This is a genomic window from Pseudomonas sp. ATCC 13867, assembly GCF_000349845.1.
In the GTDB taxonomy this organism is placed as follows: domain Bacteria; phylum Pseudomonadota; class Gammaproteobacteria; order Pseudomonadales; family Pseudomonadaceae; genus Pseudomonas.
In genome coordinates this window covers 1,894,800-1,917,600 of sequence record NC_020829.1, presented here as the reverse complement: position 1 = coordinate 1,917,600, position 22,801 = coordinate 1,894,800, and the positions used below count along the sequence as shown (strand labels likewise).

The following is a 22,801-nucleotide window of genomic DNA, read 5'->3' as shown; positions in this document are numbered from 1 at the left end:
TTTGCCGCCCTCCTCACGGCCCCTCAGGCGGGCCGGCTTTCCTCTTCCGCTTCCGGCGCCGACACGCTGCTGTCGTTGCCCTTCATCTGCTCTTCCACCGCCGCTTCATCGACCCGCGGATCGAGTGCGGCGGACAGCGGCGAGGACGCCAGGCTGTCCGGCGTGGCCACGTGCTTGACCGGCGCCTCGTCGACCCGGTGCACGCCGCTGACCTTCTCCGGCTGCACGCGCCAGATCAGGATCAGCGAACAGGCGCTGACGAAGGCATACAGCATGTTCGCACCGAACACCTTCATCAGCGCACCGGCCGCCAGCGGCCCGATGCAGGCGCCGACACCGAAGGTCACCAGCAGCATCGCCGTCAATGACACGCGGCGATCGCCCTCGACGTGGTCGTTGGAGAACGCCACCGCCAGCGGATAGAGGGTGAACTGCACCAGGCAGACCAGGAACCCCATCGGCAGCAGCAGCGCCAGGGACAACGACATCTCCGGCAGCGGCAACATCGGCAGCAGCGCCAGCGGCAAGGCGAACAGCAGCAGCAGGATCGCCGCATTGCGGATCAGCACGGCGCGGTCGTAGCGGTCAGACAGCCAGCCCAGCGGCCACTGCACCAGCAGGCCGGCGAAGATGCAGCCGCCCATGAACAGGCCGACCTGCTCGTTGGAAAGGCCCTGCCGCGTGGCGTACAGGGGGGCCAGGCCGTAGAAGGAACCGATCACCAGCCCGGACACCAGCACCGTGGTCAGCGACTGCGGCACACGCTGGATGAAGAAACGCGGCTCCAGCGGCGCCGGGCGCAGCGGCGCGGGGTGAACCTTGTGGGTGATAGCCACCGGCACCAGCGACAGGGCGAAGCTCAGCGCGATCATCATCGGCAGTTCCTGGCCCAGGGTCGGATGCACCACCAGCACCAGTTGGCCAGCCACCAGGCCAAGGTAGGACGCCACCATGTAGCCGGCGAACACCGCGCCGCGCTGGCGCGCCTCCGCCTGCTCGTTGAGCCAGCTTTCGATGACCATGTACTGGCACATCATCCCCAGGCCGATCAGCGTCCGCAGTACCAGCCAGCCCGACAGCCAGGGCAGCAGGCCGATGCCCAGCACCGCCGCGGTGACCACCCCGCCGCAGGCGACATAGGCGCGGATGTGGCCGACGCGGGCGATCAGCCGGTGGCCGATCTTGCCGCCCAGCACCAGCCCCAGGTAATAGGCCGCCATCATGGCGCCCACCCACAGCCCATCCACCTTCGCCTCCGCCAGGCGCAGGGCGAGGTAGGTACTGAGCAGGCCGGAGCCGGTCAACAACATCACGGTGGCGAAATAGAGTGCGCGGAAGGCGGTGAAAATCCGGTGCATCGGACCTCCTGGTCCAGAACGGCCCCGAGCGCGGCTGGCGGCGCCCGGACAGCGGAAAGCGGGACGTGCGATGACACCTTAGAGCGTGCCGGAGGGCGCGTCGAGAGCCCTGCCGGGCGTGGAACAGAGGGGGTCGCGAAGCGTATTGCGGAGCATCCTGGAGGATGGCGGCGGGATGCGCGAGGATGCTGGAGAAATGCCCGCCGATCGCAGCCGCACCAGTGTTTCGGCGCGACTGTGTCGGCGTGCCCGCGCAGCGGTCAGGCCTGGGCGGCCAGCACGCGGCGCTCCCACGGGGTGATCTCGTCGAAGAAGCTGGTCAGCTCCATCGACTTGGTCGCCACGTAGCCGTCGATGAACTCGTTGCCGAACGCCTCGCGGGCCAGCTCGCTGCGCTTCAGGCGCTGCAGGGCGTCGTACATCGTGCAGGGCAGCAACAGTTCCTCGGGGACCTCGAACTCGCCCTGGATCGCCTCGGTCGGCTCCAGTTCGCGCTCGATGCCGTGCAGGCCGGCCGCCAGGCTGGCGGCGATGGCCAGGTAGGGGTTAGCATCGGCGCCCGGCAGGCGGTTTTCCACGCGGCGGGCCACCGGCGCGCTGGCCGGAATGCGCAGGCCGGCGGCGCGGTTGTCGTGGGACCAGCAGGCGTTGTTCGGCGACGCGTACGGGTGGCACAGGCGCTGGAAGGAGTTCACGTTCGGCGCGAACAGCAGGGTGAAGTCCGCCAGGCACGCCTGCTGGCCGCCGATGAAGTGACGGAACGCCGGCGTAGCCTCGCCGTTGGCATCGGTGAAGATGTTGCGCCCTTCGCCGTCGACGACGCTCTGGTGGATGTGCATCGAACTACCCGGCGTGTGCGCCAGCGGCTTGGCCATGCAGACCACGATCAGGCCGTGCTTGAGCGCCACTTCCTTGAGCAGGTGCTTGAACAGGAAAGTCTGGTCGGCCAGCAGCACCGGGTCGCCATGCAGGAAGTTGATCTCGAACTGGGTAGTACCCATCTCGTGCATGAAGGTGTCGCGTTCCAGCCCCACCGCTGCCATGCAGCGGTAGACGTCCTGGAAGAACGGGCGCAGGCCGTTGTTGGAAGACACGCTGAAGGCCGAGTGGCCGATCTCGCTGCGACCGTCGAGGCCCACCGGCGCCTGGAAGGCTTCGCTGGCGTCGGGATTGGGCGCGAAGACGAAGAACTCCAGCTCGGTCGCCACCACCGGGCTCCAGCCGCGCTCGGCATAGCGCGCCAGCACTCGCTTGAGCAGGCCGCGGGTGGACAGACCGGAGGGCTGGCCGTCGAGCTCCACCGCGTCGCAGATGGCGAAGGCGCGTGGCTCGTCGCTCCAGGGCAGACGGTGGATCTGGGTCGGCTCGGCGACCAGGGCGAGGTCGCCGTCATCGCTGCCATAGAATTTCGCCGGCGGGTAGCCGCCCATGATGCACTGCAACAGGACGCCACGCGCCAGTTGCAGGCGGCGGCCGGTGAGGAAACCTTCCCCGGTCATCACCTTGCCACGCGGCACCCCGTTGAGGTCGGGGGTGACGCACTCGATCTCTTCGACTCCAGCCAGACGCTCGGCGAGCGGGCTGCGCAGATCGCTACTCATGACTTCTTATCCTTGTAATACGAGGCCGCGCACGGTGCGTAGCCTGTACAAAATACGCACCACTCGTTCGATATTTCAAGCAGCGAGGAGAAGGAAGTTTCCGTACAAGCGGACGTCGTCCGCGATGCTCTTCTGTCGGCTTGGCGGCCGAATCGCGGACAGAGTCCGCTCCTGCAGGAAAGGCCATGCCGTCCGCGCCTACGGGACCCGCACCACCGTATGAGCGCGCCTTGCGCGCGATTCGCAGGCATGGCCCGCTTACAGGAAGATCCGCCAATGGGTCAGCCCAACCTTGTAGGAGCGAGCTTGCTCGCGAACCCGAGGGGCATTCCCCTCGACAGAAGAGCTGCCGGGCGCTCAGTAATCATCCCGCTTGCGAAACGCCCAGCGTCCCGCCAGGCCGGTGAAGCTGGCCACCAGCACCACCAGGATCCAGAACCCCTCCGGATCGCCGGAAAACGGAATACCGCCGACGTTCATGCCGAAGAAGCCGGCGATGATGTTGATCGGCAACGCCAGCACCGTGACCACGGTGAGGGTGAACAGCGTGCGGTTGCTCTGCTCGTTGATCTTTGCAGCGATCTCTTCCTGCAGCAGCTTGATGCGTTCGCCCAGCGCGGTGAGGTCGTTGATCACCAGGGAAAACTCTTCGGTGGCCTCGCGCAGCACCCGCACGTCGTCGTCCTTCAACCACTCCGGCGGACGGTTGAGCAGGCGCATCAGCGCGCCCGGCTCCAGCGCCAGCAGGCGTTGCAGGCGTACCAGCACACGGCGCATGGCGCCCAGGTCGGCGCGGCTGGTCGAGAGGCGCGAGGACAACAGCTGGTCCTCGATGCGATCGACGCTGGTGCTGGTCTCGCGGACGATGCGGGTGAGGATCTCAGCCTGGTCGCGCAGCAGATGGATCAGCAGCTCCAGCGGCGAGTGGAAGCACTCGCCGTGCTTCACCGAGGAACGCAGGGTATCCACCGAGCGCAGCGGCTGGGCGCGGGCGGTGACCAGCAGGCGGCCGCGGGCGCACACCCACAAGGTGGAGACGTCCGAGGACATGCGACTGCCGAAGTCGAACACCACATCGTTGACCACCGCCAGCAACGCGCCATCCACATGCTCGATGCGGGTCGAACGCGAGCCTTCGCGCAGGGTTTCGAAGAAGTAGTCCGGCAGCTCCAGGTACGACTTCATCCAGCGCTCGCAAGCCGCGTGCGCCAGGTTCAGGTGCAGCCAGAGAAACTCGTCCGCCGCGCGCGGCTCCCGCAGGCGCTGCAGCGCGGTGGGCGAATCGATTTCCAGGCCAGGCTGGCCGGGACGGAAGCTGAAGCCATAGAGCAGGCCGAACAGGTCGGAATCCTGATGGCTCTGGACGATGCTGTGGTTCATGGGACTCCGCTGCGGACGTATGTCCAACCTTGTAGGAGCGAGCTTGCTCGCGAACCCGCACGGCACGGACTGTTCGCGAGCAAGCTCGCTCCTACGAAGAGCAGATCACACCCGCCCCTTGGTGTTATCAGATGCCCATGAAAGTCAGGTGACAGCTACATGTCAGCCGAACAGGGCCGCGACGGTCCGCTCGCCCAGCTCCGGCCCGACGCTCATGCCCACGCCCGTATGCATCAACACCGCAGTGACCCCGTCCGCCGCCTGCAGCACCGAGAACGGACCCGGCCCGCGCGAGCCATAGACGCCCTGCCAGCGCTCGACCACCTCCACGCACATGCCCAGGGTGTCCTCGGCCAGCGCCAGCATCAGCGTGTCCACAGCCTCCGCATTGAACGGCGCGGCATCGCTACCGTAATGATGCGAGTCGCCGATGATCAGCTCGCCATAAGGCGTCGGGCTGATCAGCAGGTGGATGCCCTGCGCTTCCAGCTCCGGCGTCTCGCGGCGAATCTGCCCCCGGATCGCTTCAGCTTCCGGCAGGTCGGCGAAGGCGCCGTAGTGCACGCAGCTCAGCCCGGTGAGCAGCGCATGGCCCAGGCCGAAGTCGAACTGCGGACGCGCCCGCAGCATCTGCAGGCGGCACACCTGCGGCTCCAGTGGCGCGATGGCCTCGGCCAGCAGCGTCTGGTAGTCGTGGCCGGAGCAGACGATCACCTGCCCGGCGGTGAAGGTGCCCGCCGTGGTGCGCAGCACGCCGGTATCGACGTCGCGGACCAGGGTGGAGAAATGGAACCGCACGTCCAGTTCGCGGCGCAGGTATTCGATCAGCGTCGGCAGTGCCTCGCGGGAGTACAGCTGCTGGTCGTCGAAGCCGTGCAGCGCCGCGCGGTGATGGCGGAAGTGGCCCTGGTAGAGGTCGTTCAGCGCACTGTCGCGCAGCAGCTCGACCTTGTACTCCTGCTCCTTCGCGCGGCCAGCGCAGAAGGCTTCCAGCAGCGCTTCTTCGGCCTCGGTGCGGGCGAACAGCAGCGAGCCGTTGCGGCGCAGGGAGAACCCGGCCCGCTCGGCCCAGTGCGCCCAGATCGACCGGCTGGCCCGCGCCAGGCCCGACATCACGCCCGGCGGCTGGCCGGTGACCAGCGCCTGGCCGAAGTTGCGCACCGAGGCGCCCAGGGGCGTGGCGGAGCGCTCGAAGACGCGCACGCAGAGGCCGCGGCGGGCGGCGGCGTAGGCGTGGGAAAGGCCGAGGATGCCGGCGCCGACGATGGCGACGTCGCAGTGGGTCTGGCTCATGGAGGAATCCTTCTTGCGAGGTGCCCGTCGCGCCTGCCGCACGGATGGCGGCAGGCGCGAGGGTTCAACGATGTGGCCGCGCCGTCGTCGGCGCGGCGCCCTCTTCCGGTGCGCGAAGAGGGCTTGCGCGCTTACTTCTGCGCGACCTTCTCCGACTTGCCGTCGTAGCGCTTGCGCCACTCGGCGAGGATGCTGTCGCGGTTCTTCGAGGCCCAAGCGAAGTCGTTCTTGATCAGGCGCTGCTCGTAGTCGGCCGGCAGTTCGGTCTGCGGCTTGGCGATGCCCGGCTGTGCCAGCACGGCGAAGTTTTCCTTGTACAGCTCCATCGCCTTGGGGCTGGCGGAGAAGTCGGCGAGTTTCTTCGCCGCAGCTTCATGCTGGGTGCCCTTGATGATGCCGGTGGCTTCGATTTCCCAGCCCAGGCCCTCTTTCGGCAGGACGATGTCCAGCGGCGCGCCCTGGCGCTTGAGCTGCACGGCCGGGTACTCGAAGGAGATGCCGATCGGGAACTCGCCGGCGGCGGCCAGCTTGCACGGCTTGGAGCCAGAGTGGACGTACTGGCCGATGTTCTCGTGCAGGGCGTCCATGTAGGCCCAGCCCTGCTTCTCGCCGAAGGTCTGCAGCCAGGCGGAGACGTCGAGGAAGCCAGTGCCGGAGGACGCCGGGTTCGGCATGACGATCTTGCCCTTGTACTCGGGCTTGGTCAGGTCCTGCCAACTGATGGGTTTTTCCAGGCCCAGCTTCTCGGCCTCGATGGTGTTGAAGCAGATGGTCGCGGCCCACACGTCCATGCCGACCCAGGTCGGCGGATTGGCGGCGTCGCGGTAGTTCTTGCCGATGGCGTCCAGGTGCTTGGGCGCGTAGGGCTCGAGCATGCCCTGCTGGTCGAGGATGGCCAGGCTGGAAGCAGCCAGGCCCCAGACGGCGTCGGCCTGCGGACGGTCTTTCTCGGCCAGCAGCTTGGCGGTGACGATACCGGTGGAGTCGCGCACCCACTTGATCCGGATGTCCGGGTTCTCGGCTTCGAAGGCCTGCTTGTAGGCGCTCAGCTGTTCCGGTTCCAGGGCGGTGTAGACGGTCAGCTCGGTGTCGGCGGCGTGCGCCTGTGCGGCAAAACCAGCAACCACGGCGGCGGCGAGGGCAAGACGTTTGAACATGTGGAGCTCCTTTTATTCCTGGGGCCCCGGCTTCGCGGGGATGACGATCAGTGCAACGGTGAGAGTTCAACGAGGTGCAACGGAAAACCGGTGGTCACTTCCTCCAGGCCTGGGAGCGGCGCAGCAGCCCTCGCGAGGCGCCGGCCAGCAGCAGCGACACGGCGGCGGAGGTGAGCAGGATCAGGGTGGACATGGCGGCGGCGCCGCCGACGTTGCCGGAGTCGTCCATGTTCAGCACGGCGACGGCGGCGAGGATGGTGTCCGGGTTGTAGAGGAAGATCGCCGCCGAGACGGTGGTCATCGCCGAGACGAACAGGTAGCGGATGATGTCCAGCAGCGCCGGCAGGCAGATCGGCACGGTGATGCGCAGGTAGTGGCGCCACAGCGGCATCTTCAGCGACAGCGCGGCGGCCTCGAACTCGCCGTCGAGCTGGCGCAGCGCGGCGGTGGCGGTCATCTGCGCGGTGGTCAGGTAGTGGGCGATGGTGCACACCACCAGCAGCGCCATGCTGCCGTAGAACACATGCAGCGGGTTGCTCGGCAGGTTGAAGAAGAACACGTAGCCCAGGCCCAGCACCAGGCCCGGCACGGCCATCGGCACGAAGCAGAGCATGCGCAGCAGTTGGTTCAGCCATTGCTGCTCGCGGGTCTTCTCGATCAGGTAGGCGCCGGTGAAGATCACCGCGCTGCCGATGATCGCCGTGCAGGCGGCCATCGTCAGGCTGTTGCGGTAGGCCAGCCAGCCGCCGCCGGCGGTGGCGTCGAAGTCATAGTGGCGCAGCGACAGCGACAGGTTGTAGGGCCAGAACTTCACCAGCGAGGAGTACACCGCCATGCCCAGCACACCCAGCAGCACCGCGCAGATCGGCACGACGATGGCGAGGAAGGCGGCATCGCGACGACGCGACGGCTTCGGGTGGTAGACCTGCGCGCGGCCGCTCATGGCGTCGCGCTGGCTGCGGCGCAGCCAGGCGTCCACGGCAAAACTGAGCAGCGCCGGCAGCAGCAGGACCATGCCGATCTGCGCGCCGCGGCCGAACTGCTGCTGGCCGACCACCGCCTTGTAGGCTTCCAGCGCCAGCACCTGGTAATCGCCGCCCACCACGACCGGCACGCCGAAGTCGGTGATGGTCAGGGTGAACACCAGGCAGAAGGCGGCGAACACGCCCTGCCGCGAGGCCGGCCAGGTGATGCTGCGAAAAGCCCTCCACGGACTGGCGCCCATGCTGGAGGCGGCGTCGAACAGCCGCGCATCGGCCAGCGACAGGGCCGACAGCAGGATCATCAGTGCATGGGGGAAGGTGTAGATGGCCTCGCCCAGGACGATGCCCCAGAAGCCGTAGATGTTGTCCGGTATCCAACCGCGCAGCAGGCCCTGGTTGCCGAACAGGTAGATCAGCGCGATGCCCGGCAGCATCGACGGCGCCAGCAGCGGCAGCAGGGAAATCCCGCGCCACAGGCCCTTGGCCGGGATCAGCGTGCGTTGCAGCGCATAGGCGAACAGGTAGGCGGCCGGCACCACGATGGCCGCCACGCCCAGGGAAACCTTCAGGCTGTTGCCCAGCAACCAGTGGAAGTTGTCGCTGCGCAGCAACTCGCTCATGGCGGCCAGACCACCGCCCTGCCCCGCTTCGCCGCTGAAGCCGCGCCAGAAGATCGCCAACAGCGGCAACAGCACGGCGAGGATGAGCAGGACCAGCAGCAGCCACTTGCCGCCACGCACGAACAGACGATCGCCCAGATCGCCACGGAGCTTGTCGACGGCCAGCGCCGGACTGCGATTCACCACGGCCTCCATCTCAGGCGAACACCTGCAGGCTGCGCGGAGGCAGCGACACCCAGATATCCGGGGTGCCCAGGCGCGGCATGTCTTCCGGCGCCAGCTCCGCCAGCAGCGCATGTCCCGGCAGTTGCTCCAGCTCGAAGCTCATGCGGCAGCGGTTGCCGAGGAAGGTGATCTCGCGGATCTGCGCGCGGAACAGGTTCTCCTGGTGCACCGCCGGGTTCACGCTGATCGCCTCCGGGCGGCAGAACAGTCGGCCCGAGGCGCTCGCAGCCTGGTCCTGCAGGCGCAGGCTGAGAGTGCCGACGCGAACCTGGCCGTCACTGCCACGCTCGAACGGCAGCCAGTTGCCCTGGCCGACGAACTCGGCGACGAAGGGCGTGCTCGGGGCGCTGTAGATCTCCTGGGCGGTGCCGTACTGCTCGATGCGCCCGTGGTTCATCACCGCGATGCGATCGGCCATCAGCATGGCTTCGTCCTGATTGTGGGTGACCATCACGGTGGTGATGCCCAGGCTCTTCTGCAACTGGCGCAACTCGCCGCACAGGTGCTCGCGGACGCGGGCGTCCAGCGCCGACATCGGTTCGTCGAGCAGCAGCAGCGACGGGCTCGGCGCCAGCGCGCGGGCCATCGCCACGCGCTGCTGCTGGCCACCGGAGAGTTGGCCGGGATACTTCTTCTCGCTGCCTGCCAGGCCGACCAGTTCCAGCATCTCGCCGACGCGGCGGCGGGATTCGTCCTTGCTGGCATTGGCCAGGCCGTAGGCGATGTTCTGCTCGACGGTCAGGTTGGGGAACAGCGCGTAGGACTGGAACAGGATGCCGTAGTCCCGCGCCTGCGGCGGCAGCAGCGAGACATCGCGCTCGCCCAGGTGCAAGCTGCCTTCGTCCTGGCGCTCCAGGCCGGCGATGCAGCGCAGCAGCGTGGTCTTGCCGCAACCGGAGGGGCCGAGCAGACAGACCAGCTCACCGGCCTTGACGTCCAGCGACACGCCGTCGAGGGCGATGAACTGGCCGAAGCGTTTACGGATGTGGCGCACGCTGAGCGGCGTGCCGGCGAGGGTGGGATGCATGGCGGTACCTCGTGCTCCTGTGACTCACGCGCCGTGGGCAGCGGCGTGACTTGACGAGGCTCATGCTAGGGAGCGAATGCGACGGCTCTATTGCGATGATGAAAAGTGCACCGATAGATCCATAGGCAAATTTTGGTATGAGGGTGAAAAATTTTGCGAAACGGCGGGATTGAGTGGTTTGGTCTGCGGCCTAGTCGTCAAGCGGATCGCGGACGGAGTCCGCTACTACGAGAGCACAGCTTCCGCTCTGGCTCTCGCCTTATAAGGCTTCCAGAGAAACCTCCGCACACGCCGGAACGCCCCTTCAGGAGGCCGAGTGGAATCGGAGTTTCAGGGGTTGAGCGACATGGATGTCGCGAGAGCGTCGTTGGGCCATGGATGGCCCATCGACGCGGGCCCCTGAAACTTCGATGGAGCGGGGGAACCCCGGCGAAGCCGGGGCCGGATGCAGGGGCAAGCGCTTTGGTTACTTTCTCGCGTTTGAGAAAGTGACTCGCCCGAGAGGGCGAAACAAAATCTACCAACACACGCCGAAGCGACGCGGAAATTCCTAAACCCAAAAGAAAAGCACCGCGGACGGAGTCCGCTCCTACACCTGCGCCAACCCCAGGAACGCACTCGGCAACCGCGCCTGCCGCCGATCCTTCAGGCAATACAGATACTCATCGATCCGCCGCGCACCAACGATCTCCAGCACGCTCAGTTGCGGATTATCCGGCACCTCCTGGCGAGAAATGATGCTCACGCCCAGGTTGCGGATCACCGCCTCGCGGATCGATTCGCGGCTGCCGATTTCCAGCATCGAGGCCGGCGTCACCCCGGCTTCCTGCAACATCGCCTCGGTGAGTTCGCGAGTGGTCGAACCCGCCTCGCGCATCAGCAGGCAGTGATTGCGCAGATCACCCAGGGCCACCGACGCCTGCATCGCCAGCGGATGGCTGCGGTGCACCGCCAGCACCAGCGGATCGCTGCCGAGCACCACGCGGGTCAGGCGCGCATCGTCCACCTGCTGCGAGGACGCCGCCAGGTCGACCCGGCACTCCACCAGCGCTTCGAGCACCTGCTGGGAGTTGCCGATCTCCACCGACACTTCGATTTGCGGATGACGCTCGCGGAAGCTCTTGATCAGCCCGAGCACGTAGTAAGGAGAGGTGGCGCCGATGCGCAGCGCCCCCTGCATCTGCCCGCAATTGCGCAGGTAGAACTCGATGTCGGCTTCCTGCCGCAGCAGCGCCTCGACCATCGGCAGCAGGCGCGCGCCCTCGTCGCTCAGGGTCAGGCGGCGACCGCCACGGTAGAACAGCTCCACCGCGTACTGGCTTTCCAGGTTGCGGATCTGGGTGGTGACGGTGGGCTGGCTCAGGCCGAGCTTCTTTGCCGCCTGGGTGATGCTACCCAGCTTCGCCACCCGATAGAACGCTTTCAGTTCTGCACTCAGCATCCGCTAGACCCGCTGGTTCGTAAAATTCATCAACATTTTTCCAAGCGCCGCCGGCAATCCGGCGCCAGCCCTCTGACCACGGGCCTGACCGTCTGTCCGCAGCGTCAGAAAGATCAACATGCATGACCTATATGACTGGCAAAGGCCCTTGGGCCTGGGCAGCACGGGCCTCAACGACTTTCATTGCCCTTTGGAAAATTCCCACACGGAAATCAATCGAGGCCTCACGAGGGCCGCTCAGGGAGCACTGATGAAGTACAAGGTCACAATGGTCTTCGAGACACGCCCCGAGGCCATCAAGATGGCGCCGCTGGCCAGGGTCCTGCGACGCACCCCGGAGATCGAGCTGCGTATCTGCTCCACCGGCCAGCACCGGGAGATGCTACAGCAAGTGCTGGAATCCTTCGAACTGGAGGTCGACGAAGACCTTGACGTGATGACCCAGGGCCAGACGCTCAACGGCCTGTCGCAGCAGTTGGTGGCACGCCTGGATGACAGCTACGACCGCCACCACCCCGACATCGTGCTGGTGCATGGCGACACCGCCACCAGCTTCATCGCCGCCCTCACCGCCTTCCACCGGCAGATTTCGGTGGCCCACGTCGAGTCGGGCCTGCGCAGCGGCAACATCCGCCAGCCGTAGCCGGAAGAAGCCAACCGCCGGCTCACCGCGGTGATCGCCGATCTGCACTTCCCGCCGACCAAGAAGTCCCGCAGCAACCTGCTGCGCGAAGGGGTGAACTGGCCTGTCCCGGGCTGACTGTTCACACCGTAACAGGCGAACACAGCAAAGAGCCAGACCCCATCCCGCGGAAGTCCAGCAAGGCACCGTAATTGCCTGCTGCTGGTAGCGTGCTGTCAAACGAAGAGCGAAGAGAAAGCCGAATAGGCTCGATGCAGCGGAAAACGTGGTGTCCCGGAGAGGGGTCGAACCTCCAACCTTCCCCTTAGGAGGGGGACGCTCTATCCAATTGAGCTACCGGGACACGATCGGGTCGGCATGTTAACGAGCGGTGGCGAATTTGTCATGCCGCTGCCACCGGGCGGGCCCATAATTTTTTCGACAGGGGAGGAATACCGTGAACAACAACCCACCGGACCACCAGGCGACGCCCGACTCGCCTTTCGCCACATTCGACGTACGCGTCGCCACGCCGGACGACGCCCCGACCCTCGCGCCGCTGCTGCGGCAACTGGGCGCCCAGGACCCCAGCCCGGATGTCGCCTTGCTGGCATTGGAGCTGGGCAATCAGCGCCCGACGCGGGTCACGCTGGTGGCCGAACGCGACGGCACCCTGCTGGGCACCTGCACCCTGCATCTCATCGAGCACATCGCCCACGGCTTCGCGCGCTCGGCGATCCTCGAAGACATGGTGGTGGACAATCGCGCCCGTGGCCAGGGCATCGGCCAGGCGCTGATCCGACGCGCCGTGGAGTGGGCCGGCGGTTGGGGCTGCTATAAACTGGCGCTGTCCAGCCACCAGGATCGGGAAATGGCCCACCGATTCTACGCGGCGATGGGCTTCGCGCCCCACGGCGTCAGCCTCTCGCTGCAACTGGGTTGACCGGACTCAGACCGCCTCGGCGGTAGGGCCATCCAGCACTTCGAGCAAATCGCGCACCGTCGTATCCAGCGACAGGGAATTGTCCAGTTCGACCAGCGGCCCCGGCAGGCCATCGGCGAAGTGCGCATTGCGCGCCAGCCGTGCCTCGACCTGCGGCAGGCTCTCCCGTCCTCGCGCCAGCAGGCGCGCCCGCAGGACATCCGGCGAAACCCGCAACAGCACCGCCAGCAGCTGTGGATAAAGCTCCCTGGCCCGAGGCAGGTACTTGCGCGAGCCATTGACCAGCACATCGTGCCCCGCCGCCAGCCAGTCATCGATTTCACGGGGGATGCCGTAGTACAGGCCATTGGCACGCCAACTCATGGCAAAGGCGGCCGCCTGTTCCAGGCGTTCAAATTCTTCGCCCGTCACCGGGCGTGCATCCTCTCCCCGGGCTTCCGCCGAACGGGTTATCACCCGCCGCGCGATACGGCAGTCCCGCGCGGCCAGGGGGACGGCGGCGGCTTGCAACAGGCTGTCCTTGCCGGAGCCCGAAGGGCCCATCAGATAAATGAGTCTGCCTGGGGTCATGACACTCTCTGGAGCCGGCGGCTCGGCATTACGTCGTTTCTGATCCGCAGGCCAGATGATACCGTCCGCTGCGCAGGAGATCAGAAGAATTGCTATCGGAAATGGCCTTAAGATCGACCGGCCCTGCATGCGGCCAGCTCACTGTGCCATCATGCGCCCGCCCTCCATCGGATGCACACCGCCCCCTGTCGCAATGATGGCGCGGGGCCCTCTGCGCTTCGGCTACGCTGCCAACATCGGGCCTGACGTCACCTGAACCCATCGAAAGGGCGGTCTGCCGAGGGCATCGTATTTCGGATGATTGGTGCTGGCATTTAGCCTCCATCCGAGCCACAATAAGTCGCAGATTTGACGTCAAGTTATTGGTGTTTTTCAAAAACCATTGACGACACGCTGAACGGCCAACGGAAATTGCTGTCAAAGGGCCTGAACGAACGCTGACCCCTGGCATCGGCCTCCCTGACTTACAGGTTTAATGTATGCGCCCACTGAAACAGGCAACTCCTACCTACTCCAGCCGCACCGCTGACAAATTCGTCGTACGTCTGCCGGAAGGCATGCGCGAGCGTATCGCTGAAGTCGCTCGCAGCCACCATCGCAGCATGAACTCCGAGATCATCGCGCGCCTGGAGCAGAGCCTGCTTCAGGAAGGCGCACTGCAGGACAATCTCGGCATTCGTCTGGACAGCCCGGAGCTGAGCCTGCACGAGCGCGAGTTGCTGCAACGCTTCCGCCAACTGACCCATCGCCAGCAGAATGCCCTGATCGCCCTGATCGCGCACGACGCCGAGATGGCGCAGAACGACGCCTGAGTCGTAAGCAGTACCGAAAACAGCCGGCCTCGAGCCGGCTTTTTCATGTCTGCAGTTTCGCTTCCAACAGCGACTCGCAACAGGCACAAAAAAGCCGCCTCCCAGGCGGGCCTTTTCGGCGTCTCTGGCGGAGCCGGGACTACATCAGGAACAGCGTGGCCAGCCCGAGGAAGATGAAGAAGCCGCCGCTGTCGGTCATGGCGGTGATCATCACGCTGGAGCCCATCGCCGGATCGCGCCCCAGACGCAACAGGGTCATGGGAATCAACACGCCCATCAATGCCGCCAGCAGCAGGTTCAGGGTCATGGCGCCGGTCATCACCGCACCCAGCTCCCAGTTGCCGTACAGGTAGAAGGCGACGAAACCGATCACCCCACCCCACACCAGGCCGTTGACCAGCGCCACACCCAGCTCCTTGCGCAGCAGGCGGTTGGCGCTGTTGGTCTGGATCTGATCCAGCGCCATCGCGCGGACGATCATGGTAATGGTCTGGTTGCCAGAGTTGCCGCCGATGCCGGCGACGATAGGCATCAGCGCGGCCAGCGCCACCAGCTTCTCGATGGAGCCTTCGAACAGACCGATCACCCGCGAGGCGATGAAGGCGGTGATCAGGTTGGTGGCCAGCCAGGCCCAGCGGTTGCGCACCGACTTCCAGACCGAGGCGAAGATGTCTTCCTCTTCTCGCAGACCGGCCATGCTCAGCACTTCGCTTTCGCTCTCCTCACGGATCAGGTCGACCATCTCGTCGATGGTCAGACGACCGATCAGCTTGCCGTTCTTGTCCACCACCGGGGCGGAAATCAGGTCGTAACGCTCGAAGGCCTGGGCGGCGTCGTAGCCGTCCTCGTCGGGGGTGAAGGTCACCGGATCGGTCGCCATGACCTCGGCCACGTCCTTGTCCGGGTCATTCACCAGCAGGCGCTTGATCGGCAGTACGCCCTTGAGCACGCCGTCATAGTCGACCACGAAGAGCTTGTCGGTGTGGCCGGGCAGTTCCTTGAGGCGGCGCAGATAGCGCAGCACCACTTCCAGGCTGACGTCATCGCGGATGGTGACCATCTCGAAGTCCATCAGCGCGCCGACCTGGTCTTCCTCGTAGGACAGCGCCGAACGCACACGTTCGCGCTGCTGCTGATCGAGGCTTTCCATCAGTTCGTGGACTACGTCGCGCGGCAGTTCCGGCGCCAGATCCGCGAGTTCGTCGGCGTCCATGTCCTTGGCGGCGGCGAGGATCTCGTGATCGTCCATGTCGGCGATCAGGGTTTCCCGCACGGCGTCGGAGACTTCGAGGAGGATGTCGCCGTCGCGCTCGGCCTTGACCAACTGCCAGACCGTCAGGCGGTCGTCCAGCGGAAGGGATTCGAGGATGTGGGCGATGTCGGCCGGGTGCAGCTCTTCCAGCTTGCGCTGGAGTTCCGCCAGGTTCTGGCGGTGCACGAGGTTTTCGACGAGGTCTTGATGCTGGCCTTCCTGACGGTGCGTCAGGTCTTCCACCAGCTTGTGCTTGTGCAGCAGGTCGACCACCTGGTTGAGGCGGTCCTGCAGGCTTTCCTGCGGCTTCTTGGCTTCTACTTCGGTCATAGCACGCTCCACCCCCAGTGGCAGAACGCGCCATTGGGGATCAGTACATCAGGTCGTGTGTACGCAATCGGGGTTCTGAGTAACTACTGGGTAAGTCCATGGTGGTTGTCCCATGCGCCCATCAAGGGCAGATGCGGGAAATGATAACACTCCGGGGTGCAATAGGCGTTACAAAATCACGGCTAGAACAATCGCTTGCGCCCGAAAGCTCAGCGTCGGTTCATCGCACGGTTCGACGCGCGAAATCCCCGACAAGACACCCGGCACCGGCTTACAAATTCCCCTCCTAGGCTGCTGGCAGGCCCGCCGTCATGGAGGACATCATGCGCCTGCCCGTCACGCTGTTTTCAATCCTGCTTCTGCTACCGACCGCTGAGGCGGCAGCGGTGTTCCGCTGCACTGCCGCGGACGGCAGCGTACTCTTCAGCCAGTATGGCTGCCCCGGCGACCGGCTGCAGAGCAATCAGGAAGCCTCAAATCCCACGCCAGGAGGCGACAAGCCGGCCCCCCTGGCGAACCCCATGCCCACACCGCGAACCCGCCCTGTAGCGCGCGAGAAGGGCCAAGAGAACGACAAGGCCATCGTCGTCGTGGGAGAGCAGCAGAATGGCTGCGGCAATCGCGTGACCGGCTCAGCCAGACGCAAAGCGATCATCGAAGGCAGGATCAGGAGCGGAATGACCCGCGGCGACGTGGAAAGCACGCTGGGGCGACCGGACAAGGTCAGCCAGAACAATGGAACACTGCGCTACCACTACAAAGCGGACAGGCAGCACGGTGTGCGCACCGTGACTTTCGACGAGGACGGCTGCGTGGCAGGCAAGGCGAAACGCTGAGATTCGCGGCGTCGTTTTTTTCACGGGACAAAGAAAAAGGGCCTGCATTGCTGCAGGCCCTTTCGTATATGGCGCACTCAGGAGGATTCGAACCTCCGACCGCTCGGTTCGTAGCCGAGTACTCTATCCAGCTGAGCTATGAGTGCGTCGTCGGTAAAGTTTAACCAGATTCACCAACTGGTTGCAGCTAATGGCTTTTCAGCCCTTTCGCCACTGAAGCCCTGCTTTCGCGCTACTTCGTATATGGCGCACTCAGGAGGATTCGAACCTCCGACCGCTCGGTTCGTAGCCGAGTACTCTATCCAGCTGAGCTATGAGTGCGCTGATGAGGGCGCAAATTCTAGCGCTATCTTTCTGACCTGTCAACAAGATTTTTTCAATCTTTTCAGTCACTTACGTAACCGGACAACTCACTGCACCAGGAGATGCAATGGCGGAGAGGGGGGGATTCGAACCCCCGACACCCTTTTGAGATGTACTCCCTTAGCAGGGGAGCGCCTTCGGCCACTCGGCCACCTCTCCGCAACACGGGGCGCATAATATCCAGGTTTTCCCCGTTTGCAAAGAAAATTTTTAGAAAAATTAATGGTTTGGTTCTTGGTCTTTCTCTTTCTGGATGCGCTGGTAGATTTCCTCACGGTGCACAGCGACTTCCTTCGGCGCATTCACACCGATACGCACCTGATTTCCCTTGACACCCAACACAGTCACGGTGACGTCATCACCGACCATCAGGGTCTCTCCGACCCGGCGAGTCAGAATCAGCATTCCTTTCTCCTTACGAATTACGGATAAACAGTCTGCAAAAAAGAAATGGTGGCAGATTCGTGCAGTTCAAGTGCGCGAATCCTTCACCCAAGTATTGACCAGTCTTGTCGGAATGAAAGTTCCTAACGGCCAGTCAAAAACGACAAAAGGCGCGGGTTAGCCGCGCCTTTCTGGGTCCACTCCCCTTATTCGCCCTGGTGGGCCGGGGCGTCGAGCTCGAACGCCATGTGCAGGGCACGCACCGCCAGCTCCAGGTACTTCTCTTCGATGACCACGGAAACCTTGATTTCCGAGGTGGAGATCATCTGGATATTGATGGACTCCTTGGCCAGCGCCTCGAACATGCGGCTGGCAACACCGGCATGGGAACGCATGCCGACACCGACGATGGAAACCTTGGCGATGTTGGTGTCGCCGGTAGCTTCGCGCGCACCGATGCTGATGGCGGTCTGCTTGAGGATCTCCAGAGCGGCCTGGTAGTCGTTGCGGTGCACGGTGAAGGTGAAGTCGGTGGTGTTATCGTGCGAAACGTTCTGCACGATCATATCGACTTCTACATTGGCGGCACTGATCGGGCCAAGAATCTTGAAAGCAACGCCGGGGGTATCCGGTACGCCACGGATGGTCAGCTTGGCTTCGTCGCGATTGAAGGCGATGCCGGAGATGATCGGCTGTTCCATGGATTCCTCTTCATCAAGGGTAATGAGGGTGCCCGGACCCTCCTGGAAGCTGTGCAGCACGCGCAGCGGGACGTTGTACTTGCCGGCGAACTCGACCGAACGGATCTGCAGGACCTTGGAGCCGAGGCTGGCCATTTCCAGCATCTCCTCGAAGGTGATCTTGCTCAGGCGGCGCGCCTGCGGCACGACGCGTGGGTCAGTGGTGTAGACGCCATCGACATCTGTGTAGATCTGGCACTCGTCGGCCTTCAGCGCCGCGGCCAGGGCCACGCCAGTGGTGTCGGAACCGCCACGGCCGAGGGTGGTGATGTTGCCGTGCTCGTCCACCCCCTGGAAGCCTGCGACCACTACAACACGGCCAGCTTTCAGATCTGCACGAATATTCGCATCGTCGATGCTCAGGATACGCGCCTTGGTGTGGGAACTGTCGGTCAGGATACGAACCTGATTGCCGGTGTAGGACACCGCCGGCACGCCGCGCTTCATCAGCGCCATGCTCAGCAGCGCGATGGTCACCTGCTCGCCGGTGGATACCATCACGTCCAGCTCGCGCGGAATCGGCACGTCCATGATCTGTTTCGCCAGACCAATCAGGCGGTTGGTCTCGCCGCTCATGGCGGATACCACCACGACGATGTCATCGCCCGCTTCACGGAATTTCTTCACCTTCTCGGCCACCTGCTCGATTCGCTCGACGGTGCCGACGGAGGTCCCTCCAAACTTCTGTACGATCAAAGCCATTTCAAAAGCCGCCTGATTCCTGAAGGGCGCCCATTTAACATGCATCACCGCATGCTGCCAAGGACCGCCGGACGCGCTGCGGACCCCGGTATTTCAGGGCCTTTAGAGCCTGTTTACGATCTCGCGAGCTAGAGCAGAACAAGGCGAAATCGGTTGAGGGAGCGGAGTTTACACACAGTAAATGAGCATCCCGAAACCGATTTCAACGCCGTTATGCCGACGCGCAGCAGATCGTAAGCAGGTTCTTAGAGGCCCTGTTCGACAAATGTACGCGCCAGCGTCAGAGCCTCGTCCAGCTTGCCGGCATCGACGCCACCGCCCTGGGCCATGTCCGGGCGACCACCGCCCTTCCCGTCCACGGCCGCAGCGGCCTGCCTCATCAGATCGCCAGCTTTCAGCTTGGCGGTCAGGTCCTGGGTCACACCGGCAACCAGCACGACCTTCTCCTCGAACACGCCGCCCAGCAGGATCACACCGCTGCCGAGCTTGTTCTTGAGCTGGTCGACCAGAGCCAGCAGCGCCTTGCCGTCCAGGCCGTCGAGACGGGAGGACAGCACCTTCACGCCGCCGACTTCCACGGCGGAGCCCGCCAGGTCATCCCCGGCCGCGCTGGCAGCCTTGGCCTTGAGCTGTTCCAGCTCTTTCTCCAGCTGACGATTGCGCTCGATCAGGCCGGAGAGCTTGTCCAGCAGGTTGTCACGACTACCCTTGACCAGGCCGGCCGCTTCCTTGAGCTGCTCTTCGGCACCGTTGAGATAAGCCAGCGCAGCGCCGCCGGTGACCGCTTCGATACGGCGAACGCCGGAAGCCACACCGCCTTCGCTGGTGATCTTGAACAGACCGATGTCACCGGTACGGGACACGTGGGTGCCGCCGCACAGCTCGACGGAGAACTTGCCGCCCATGCTCAGCACACGTACCTGGTCGCCGTACTTCTCACCGAACAGTGCCATTGCACCCTTGGCCTTGGCGGTGTCGATGTCGGTTTCCTCGGTCTCGACCTCGGAGTTCTTGCGGATTTCGCGGTTGACGATTTCCTCCAGCTGCTTCAATTGCTCGGGCTTGATTGCCTCGAAGTGGCTGAAGTCGAAGCGCAGGCGCTGGCTGTCGACCAGCGAGCCCTTCTGCTGGACGTGATCGCCCAGCACCTGGCGCAGCGCAGCGTGCAGCAGGTGGGTAGCGGAGTGATTCAGCGCGGTGGCCTGGCGCACGGTGGCGTCGACCTCGGCTTTCACAGCAGCGCCAACGCTCAGGCTGCCTTGGGCAACCACGCCGTGGTGCAGGTGGGCGCCGCCCGCCTTGGTCGTGTCGCGCACGTCGAAGCGCACGCCGGCACCGGCGAGGTAGCCGCAGTCGCCGACCTGGCCGCCGGATTCGGCGTAGAACGGGGTCTGGTCGAGGACGACCACGCCCTCCTCGCCTTCGCCCAGTTGCTCGACGGCCTTGCCGTCCTTGAACAGGGCGACGATCTGGCCGGCGCCGGAAACGCCCTGGTAGCCGAGGAAGCGGGTGTCGCCATCCACTTTCACCAGGCTGTTGTAGTCCATGCCGAAGGCGCTGGCGGAGCGGGCACGCTCGCGCTGGGCCTCCATCTCGCGCTCGAAGCCTTCCTCGTCGAGGGTCAGGCTGCGCTCGCGGGCGATGTCGTTGGTCAGGTCCACCGGGAAGCCGTAGGTGTCGTACAGCTTGAACACCACGTTGCCCGGGATGACGCTGCCCTTGAGCTCGGACAGGTCTTGCTCGAGGATCTTCAGGCCCTGCTCCAGGGTCTTGGCGAACTGCTCTTCCTCGGTCTTCAGCACGCGCTCGATGTGCGCCTGCTGCTGCTTGAGCTCGGGGAAGGCCTCGCCCATCTCGCCGACCAGCGCGGCGACGATCTTGTGGAAGAAGGTGCCCTTGGCGCCCAGCTTGTTACCGTGGCGGCAGGCGCGACGGATGATGCGGCGCAGCACGTAGCCGCGGCCTTCGTTGGACGGCAGTACGCCGTCGGCGATGAGGAAACCGCAGGAACGGATGTGGTCGGCCACCACTTTCAGCGACGGTGCGTCGTCGTTGGCGCAGCCGATGGCGTCGGCCGAGGCCTTCAGCAGGCTCTGGAACAGGTCGATCTCGTAGTTCGAGTGGACGTGCTGCAGCACCGCGCTGATGCGCTCCAGGCCCATGCCGGTGTCCACGCTCGGCGCCGGCAGCGGGTGCATGACGCCGTCCGCGGTGCGGTTGAACTGCATGAACACGTTGTTCCAGATCTCGATGTAGCGGTCGCCGTCTTCTTCCGGCGAGCCGGGCGGGCCGCCCCAGATGTCGGCGCCGTGGTCGAAGAATATCTCGGTGCACGGGCCGCACGGGCCGGTGTCGCCCATCGCCCAGAAGTTGTCCGAAGCGTAGGGAGCGCCCTTGTTGTCGCCGATGCGGACCATGCGCTCGGCGGGAATGCCGACTTCCTGGGTCCAGATGTCGTAGGCCTCGTCATCGCTGGCGTAGACGGTGACCCAGAGTTTTTCCTTGGGCAGGTTCAGCCACTTGTCCGAGGTCAGGAATTCCCAGGCGTAGGTGATGGCGTCGCGCTTGAAATAGTCGCCGAAGCTGAAGTTGCCCAGCATTTCGAAGAAAGTGTGGTGGCGCGCGGTGTAGCCGACGTTTTCCAGGTCGTTGTGCTTGCCGCCGGCACGCACGCACTTCTGGCTGGTGGTGGCGCGGGTGTAGGCGCGCTTTTCCAGGCCCAGGAAGCAATCCTTGAACTGGTTCATGCCTGCGTTGGTGAACAGCAGGGTCGGGTCGTTCGCGGGGATCAGCGAACTGGACGCTACGCGGGTGTGCCCCTTCTCTTCGAAGAAGCGGAGGAAGGCTTCACGGATTTCAGCGCTTTTCATAGGTTCTTCCACGGAAAAATGCGGCCACGAATCGCCGGCAAAGGGCCGCATTATATCGGCCCCGCATCAAGGTTGTAGTGTCTTTGCGCGATAGTTAACCCCTATCGCGCAATAATTTCTGTCAGGAACGACGAAAGGCGGCAAAAGCTTCGACGATACGCGGGATATCGGCGTTTTTCACATCCAGGTGGGTGACCAGGCGCAGGCGCGCCGCCGGGCTGACGCGGATGCCCTGCTTGGCAAGGTGCTCGCCCAGGGCGCCGGCCTGCTCGCCGATGCCAACGTAGACCATGTTGCTCTGCACCGGCTCGATGGCGTAGCCCAGTTCGGCCAGGCCACGGCCCAGCGCTTCGGCGTTGGCGTGGTCCTCGGCCAGGCGCTCGACCTGATGGTCCAGCGCATACAGCGCCGCCGCCGCGAGACCACCGGCCTGGCGCATGCCACCGCCGACCATCTTGCGCAAACGCCGTGCGCGGCCGATCAGTCCGGCATCGCCACAGAGCACCGACCCCACCGGCGCACCGAGCCCTTTGGACAGGCACACCGAGACGGAGTCGAAGTGGCGAGTGATCTCGCGGGCGTCCACGCCCAGCTTCACCGCCGCGTTGTACAGGCGCGCGCCGTCCAGGTGCAGCGCCAGGCCACGACGGCGGGTCATCTCCCGCGCGGCAGCCAGGTAGGTCAGCGGCAGGACCTTGCCCTGCATGGTGTTTTCCAGCGCCAGCAGGCGGGTGCGGGCGAAGTGGAAATCGTCCTGCTTGATCGCCGCCTCGACCTTGGCCAGGTCCAGCGAGCCATCGGCTTCACCCTCGATGGGCTGCGGCTGGATCGAGCCCAGCACGGCGGCGCCGCCGCCTTCATATTTATAGGTGTGCGCCTGCTGGCCGACGATGTACTCGTCGCCCCGGCCGCAGTGGGCCATCAGGCCGAGCAGGTTGCTCATGGTGCCGGTGGGCACGAACAGCGCGGCGGCGAAGCCCAGGCGCTCGGCGAGGGTCACTTCCAGGCGGTTCACCGTCGGGTCTTCGCCGTAGACGTCATCGCCCAGTTCGGCCCGCGCCATCGCCTCGCGCATGCCGGTGGTGGGCAAGGTCACGGTGTCGCTGCGAAGGTCGATGATGGACATGGTGGAGTTCCTCGGGCATCAGGCGGAAAGGGCCGATGCTAAGCGCTCGCCAGAGGAGGAACAAGGGTTGAGTGCGCAGGGTCGAGGGGACGCCCAGTTCTTGCTCGCGAACACATTTTCCCGGCGACTTCGGCGTCGGGCGGTTCGCGAGCAAGCTCGCTCCTAC

Annotated in this window: 17 protein-coding genes, 4 tRNA genes and 1 pseudogene; 4 read left to right on the top strand and 18 right to left on the bottom strand. The window is 64.7% G+C overall.

Annotated elements, in window-relative coordinates; translation table 11 throughout:
* Positions 1-23 precede the first annotated feature (23 nt).
* From H681_RS08735 to H681_RS08700, 8 genes are all read right to left on the bottom strand, one after another.
* Positions 24-1,358: an MFS transporter gene (locus H681_RS08735; protein WP_015476489.1), complete on the bottom strand. Its 1,335-nt coding sequence runs from the start codon at positions 1,356-1,358 to the stop codon at positions 24-26.
* A gap of 260 nt (positions 1,359-1,618) precedes the next feature.
* Positions 1,619-2,857: a glutamine synthetase family protein gene (locus H681_RS08730; protein WP_162140836.1), complete on the bottom strand. Its 1,239-nt coding sequence runs from the start codon at positions 2,855-2,857 to the stop codon at positions 1,619-1,621.
* A gap of 459 nt (positions 2,858-3,316) precedes the next feature.
* A complete protein-coding gene (locus tag H681_RS08725; protein WP_015476487.1) occupies positions 3,317-4,339 on the bottom strand; it encodes a transporter in 1,023 nt (340 codons plus the stop codon).
* A gap of 162 nt (positions 4,340-4,501) precedes the next feature.
* On the bottom strand, positions 4,502-5,632 hold the full coding sequence (locus H681_RS08720; RefSeq protein ID WP_015476486.1) for a TIGR03364 family FAD-dependent oxidoreductase: 1,131 nt from the start codon (positions 5,630-5,632) through the stop codon (positions 4,502-4,504).
* 131 nt (positions 5,633-5,763) lie between these two features.
* On the bottom strand, positions 5,764-6,789 hold the full coding sequence (locus H681_RS08715; RefSeq protein ID WP_015476485.1) for a putative 2-aminoethylphosphonate ABC transporter substrate-binding protein: 1,026 nt from the start codon (positions 6,787-6,789) through the stop codon (positions 5,764-5,766).
* Between the two features lie 94 nt (positions 6,790-6,883).
* Positions 6,884-8,587, bottom strand: coding sequence for a putative 2-aminoethylphosphonate ABC transporter permease subunit (locus H681_RS08710; RefSeq protein ID WP_015476484.1), 1,704 nt, complete (start codon positions 8,585-8,587; stop codon positions 6,884-6,886).
* A gap of 1 nt (position 8,588) precedes the next feature.
* A complete protein-coding gene (locus H681_RS08705) occupies positions 8,589-9,644 on the bottom strand; it encodes a putative 2-aminoethylphosphonate ABC transporter ATP-binding protein (RefSeq protein ID WP_015476483.1) in 1,056 nt (351 codons plus the stop codon).
* 589 nt (positions 9,645-10,233) lie between these two features.
* On the bottom strand, positions 10,234-11,085 hold the full coding sequence (locus H681_RS08700) for a LysR substrate-binding domain-containing protein (protein WP_015476482.1): 852 nt from the start codon (positions 11,083-11,085) through the stop codon (positions 10,234-10,236).
* 250 nt (positions 11,086-11,335) lie between these two features.
* On the opposite strand from H681_RS08700, the pseudogene H681_RS08695 reads away from it, so the two are divergent.
* Positions 11,336-11,824: pseudogene (locus tag H681_RS08695) on the top strand (UDP-N-acetylglucosamine 2-epimerase); the annotation flags it as partial.
* Between the two features lie 170 nt (positions 11,825-11,994).
* Here the strand turns inward: H681_RS08695 and H681_RS08690 are convergent.
* Positions 11,995-12,071: transfer RNA gene (locus H681_RS08690), tRNA-Arg, on the bottom strand.
* 93 nt (positions 12,072-12,164) lie between these two features.
* On the opposite strand from H681_RS08690, the gene H681_RS08685 reads away from it, so the two are divergent.
* Positions 12,165-12,650 (top strand): GNAT family N-acetyltransferase, encoded by a 486-nt coding sequence (locus tag H681_RS08685; protein ID WP_015476479.1) that lies wholly within the window; start codon positions 12,165-12,167, stop codon positions 12,648-12,650.
* A gap of 6 nt (positions 12,651-12,656) precedes the next feature.
* On the opposite strand, the gene phnN is transcribed toward H681_RS08685, so the two are convergent.
* The gene (gene phnN / locus H681_RS08680; RefSeq protein WP_041711840.1) at positions 12,657-13,220 is read right to left on the bottom strand and encodes a phosphonate metabolism protein/1,5-bisphosphokinase (PRPP-forming) PhnN; all 564 of its coding nucleotides are present in this window, start codon (positions 13,218-13,220) and stop codon (positions 12,657-12,659) included.
* Positions 13,221-13,699: 479 nt separating this feature from the next.
* On the opposite strand from phnN, the gene amrZ reads away from it, so the two are divergent.
* Positions 13,700-14,032, top strand: a complete 333-nt coding sequence (amrZ, locus tag H681_RS08675; RefSeq protein ID WP_015476477.1) for a transcriptional regulator AmrZ — start codon at positions 13,700-13,702, stop codon at positions 14,030-14,032.
* Between the two features lie 139 nt (positions 14,033-14,171).
* Here the strand turns inward: amrZ and mgtE are convergent, their stop codons facing one another.
* Positions 14,172-15,614, bottom strand: coding sequence for a magnesium transporter (gene mgtE, locus H681_RS08670; RefSeq protein ID WP_015476476.1), 1,443 nt, complete (start codon positions 15,612-15,614; stop codon positions 14,172-14,174).
* Positions 15,615-15,937: 323 nt separating this feature from the next.
* Here mgtE and H681_RS08665 point away from each other — a divergent pair, with 323 nt between their 5' ends.
* Positions 15,938-16,450, top strand: a complete 513-nt coding sequence (locus H681_RS08665) for a DUF4124 domain-containing protein (RefSeq protein ID WP_041711838.1) — start codon at positions 15,938-15,940, stop codon at positions 16,448-16,450.
* Positions 16,451-16,519: 69 nt separating this feature from the next.
* Here H681_RS08665 and H681_RS08660 read toward each other — a convergent pair.
* The 7 genes from H681_RS08660 to ltaE all read right to left on the bottom strand — a co-directional run bounded on the left by H681_RS08660 (position 16,520) and on the right by ltaE (position 22,635).
* A tRNA-Arg gene (locus tag H681_RS08660) sits at positions 16,520-16,596 on the bottom strand.
* Positions 16,597-16,694: 98 nt separating this feature from the next.
* A tRNA-Arg gene (locus H681_RS08655) sits at positions 16,695-16,771 on the bottom strand.
* Positions 16,772-16,881: 110 nt separating this feature from the next.
* Positions 16,882-16,972, bottom strand: a tRNA-Ser gene (locus H681_RS08650).
* Positions 16,973-17,032: 60 nt separating this feature from the next.
* Positions 17,033-17,218 carry a carbon storage regulator CsrA gene (gene csrA / locus H681_RS08645; RefSeq protein WP_003085981.1) on the bottom strand — a complete coding sequence of 62 codons (186 nt, stop codon included), beginning with the start codon at positions 17,216-17,218 and terminating at the stop codon, positions 17,033-17,035.
* A 185-nt stretch (positions 17,219-17,403) separates the two neighbouring features.
* Positions 17,404-18,639 carry an aspartate kinase gene (locus H681_RS08640; protein WP_015476474.1) on the bottom strand — a complete coding sequence of 412 codons (1,236 nt, stop codon included), beginning with the start codon at positions 18,637-18,639 and terminating at the stop codon, positions 17,404-17,406.
* 245 nt (positions 18,640-18,884) lie between these two features.
* A complete protein-coding gene (alaS, locus tag H681_RS08635) occupies positions 18,885-21,509 on the bottom strand; it encodes an alanine--tRNA ligase (protein WP_015476473.1) in 2,625 nt (874 codons plus the stop codon).
* Between the two features lie 121 nt (positions 21,510-21,630).
* Positions 21,631-22,635: a low-specificity L-threonine aldolase gene (ltaE, locus tag H681_RS08630; protein ID WP_015476472.1), complete on the bottom strand. Its 1,005-nt coding sequence runs from the start codon at positions 22,633-22,635 to the stop codon at positions 21,631-21,633.
* Positions 22,636-22,801: the final 166 nt, after the last annotated feature.

Coding starts and splice junctions, on each gene's coding strand:
- H681_RS08735 (WP_015476489.1), bottom strand. CDS start 1,358: ATGCACCGGATTTTCACCGCCTTCCGCGCACTCTATTTCGCCACCGTG.
- H681_RS08730 (WP_162140836.1), bottom strand. CDS start 2,857: ATGACCGGGGAAGGTTTCCTCACCGGCCGCCGCCTGCAACTGGCGCGT.
- H681_RS08725 (WP_015476487.1), bottom strand. CDS start 4,339: ATGAACCACAGCATCGTCCAGAGCCATCAGGATTCCGACCTGTTCGGC.
- H681_RS08720 (WP_015476486.1), bottom strand. CDS start 5,632: ATGAGCCAGACCCACTGCGACGTCGCCATCGTCGGCGCCGGCATCCTC.
- H681_RS08715 (WP_015476485.1), bottom strand. CDS start 6,789: ATGTTCAAACGTCTTGCCCTCGCCGCCGCCGTGGTTGCTGGTTTTGCC.
- H681_RS08710 (WP_015476484.1), bottom strand. CDS start 8,587: ATGGAGGCCGTGGTGAATCGCAGTCCGGCGCTGGCCGTCGACAAGCTC.
- H681_RS08705 (WP_015476483.1), bottom strand. CDS start 9,644: ATGCATCCCACCCTCGCCGGCACGCCGCTCAGCGTGCGCCACATCCGT.
- H681_RS08700 (WP_015476482.1), bottom strand. CDS start 11,085: ATGCTGAGTGCAGAACTGAAAGCGTTCTATCGGGTGGCGAAGCTGGGT.
- phnN (WP_041711840.1), bottom strand. CDS start 13,220: ATGACCCCAGGCAGACTCATTTATCTGATGGGCCCTTCGGGCTCCGGC.
- amrZ (WP_015476477.1), top strand. CDS start 13,700: ATGCGCCCACTGAAACAGGCAACTCCTACCTACTCCAGCCGCACCGCT.
- mgtE (WP_015476476.1), bottom strand. CDS start 15,614: ATGACCGAAGTAGAAGCCAAGAAGCCGCAGGAAAGCCTGCAGGACCGC.
- H681_RS08665 (WP_041711838.1), top strand. CDS start 15,938: ATGCGCCTGCCCGTCACGCTGTTTTCAATCCTGCTTCTGCTACCGACC.
- csrA (WP_003085981.1), bottom strand. CDS start 17,218: ATGCTGATTCTGACTCGCCGGGTCGGAGAGACCCTGATGGTCGGTGAT.
- H681_RS08640 (WP_015476474.1), bottom strand. CDS start 18,639: ATGGCTTTGATCGTACAGAAGTTTGGAGGGACCTCCGTCGGCACCGTC.
- alaS (WP_015476473.1), bottom strand. CDS start 21,509: ATGAAAAGCGCTGAAATCCGTGAAGCCTTCCTCCGCTTCTTCGAAGAG.
- ltaE (WP_015476472.1), bottom strand. CDS start 22,635: ATGTCCATCATCGACCTTCGCAGCGACACCGTGACCTTGCCCACCACC.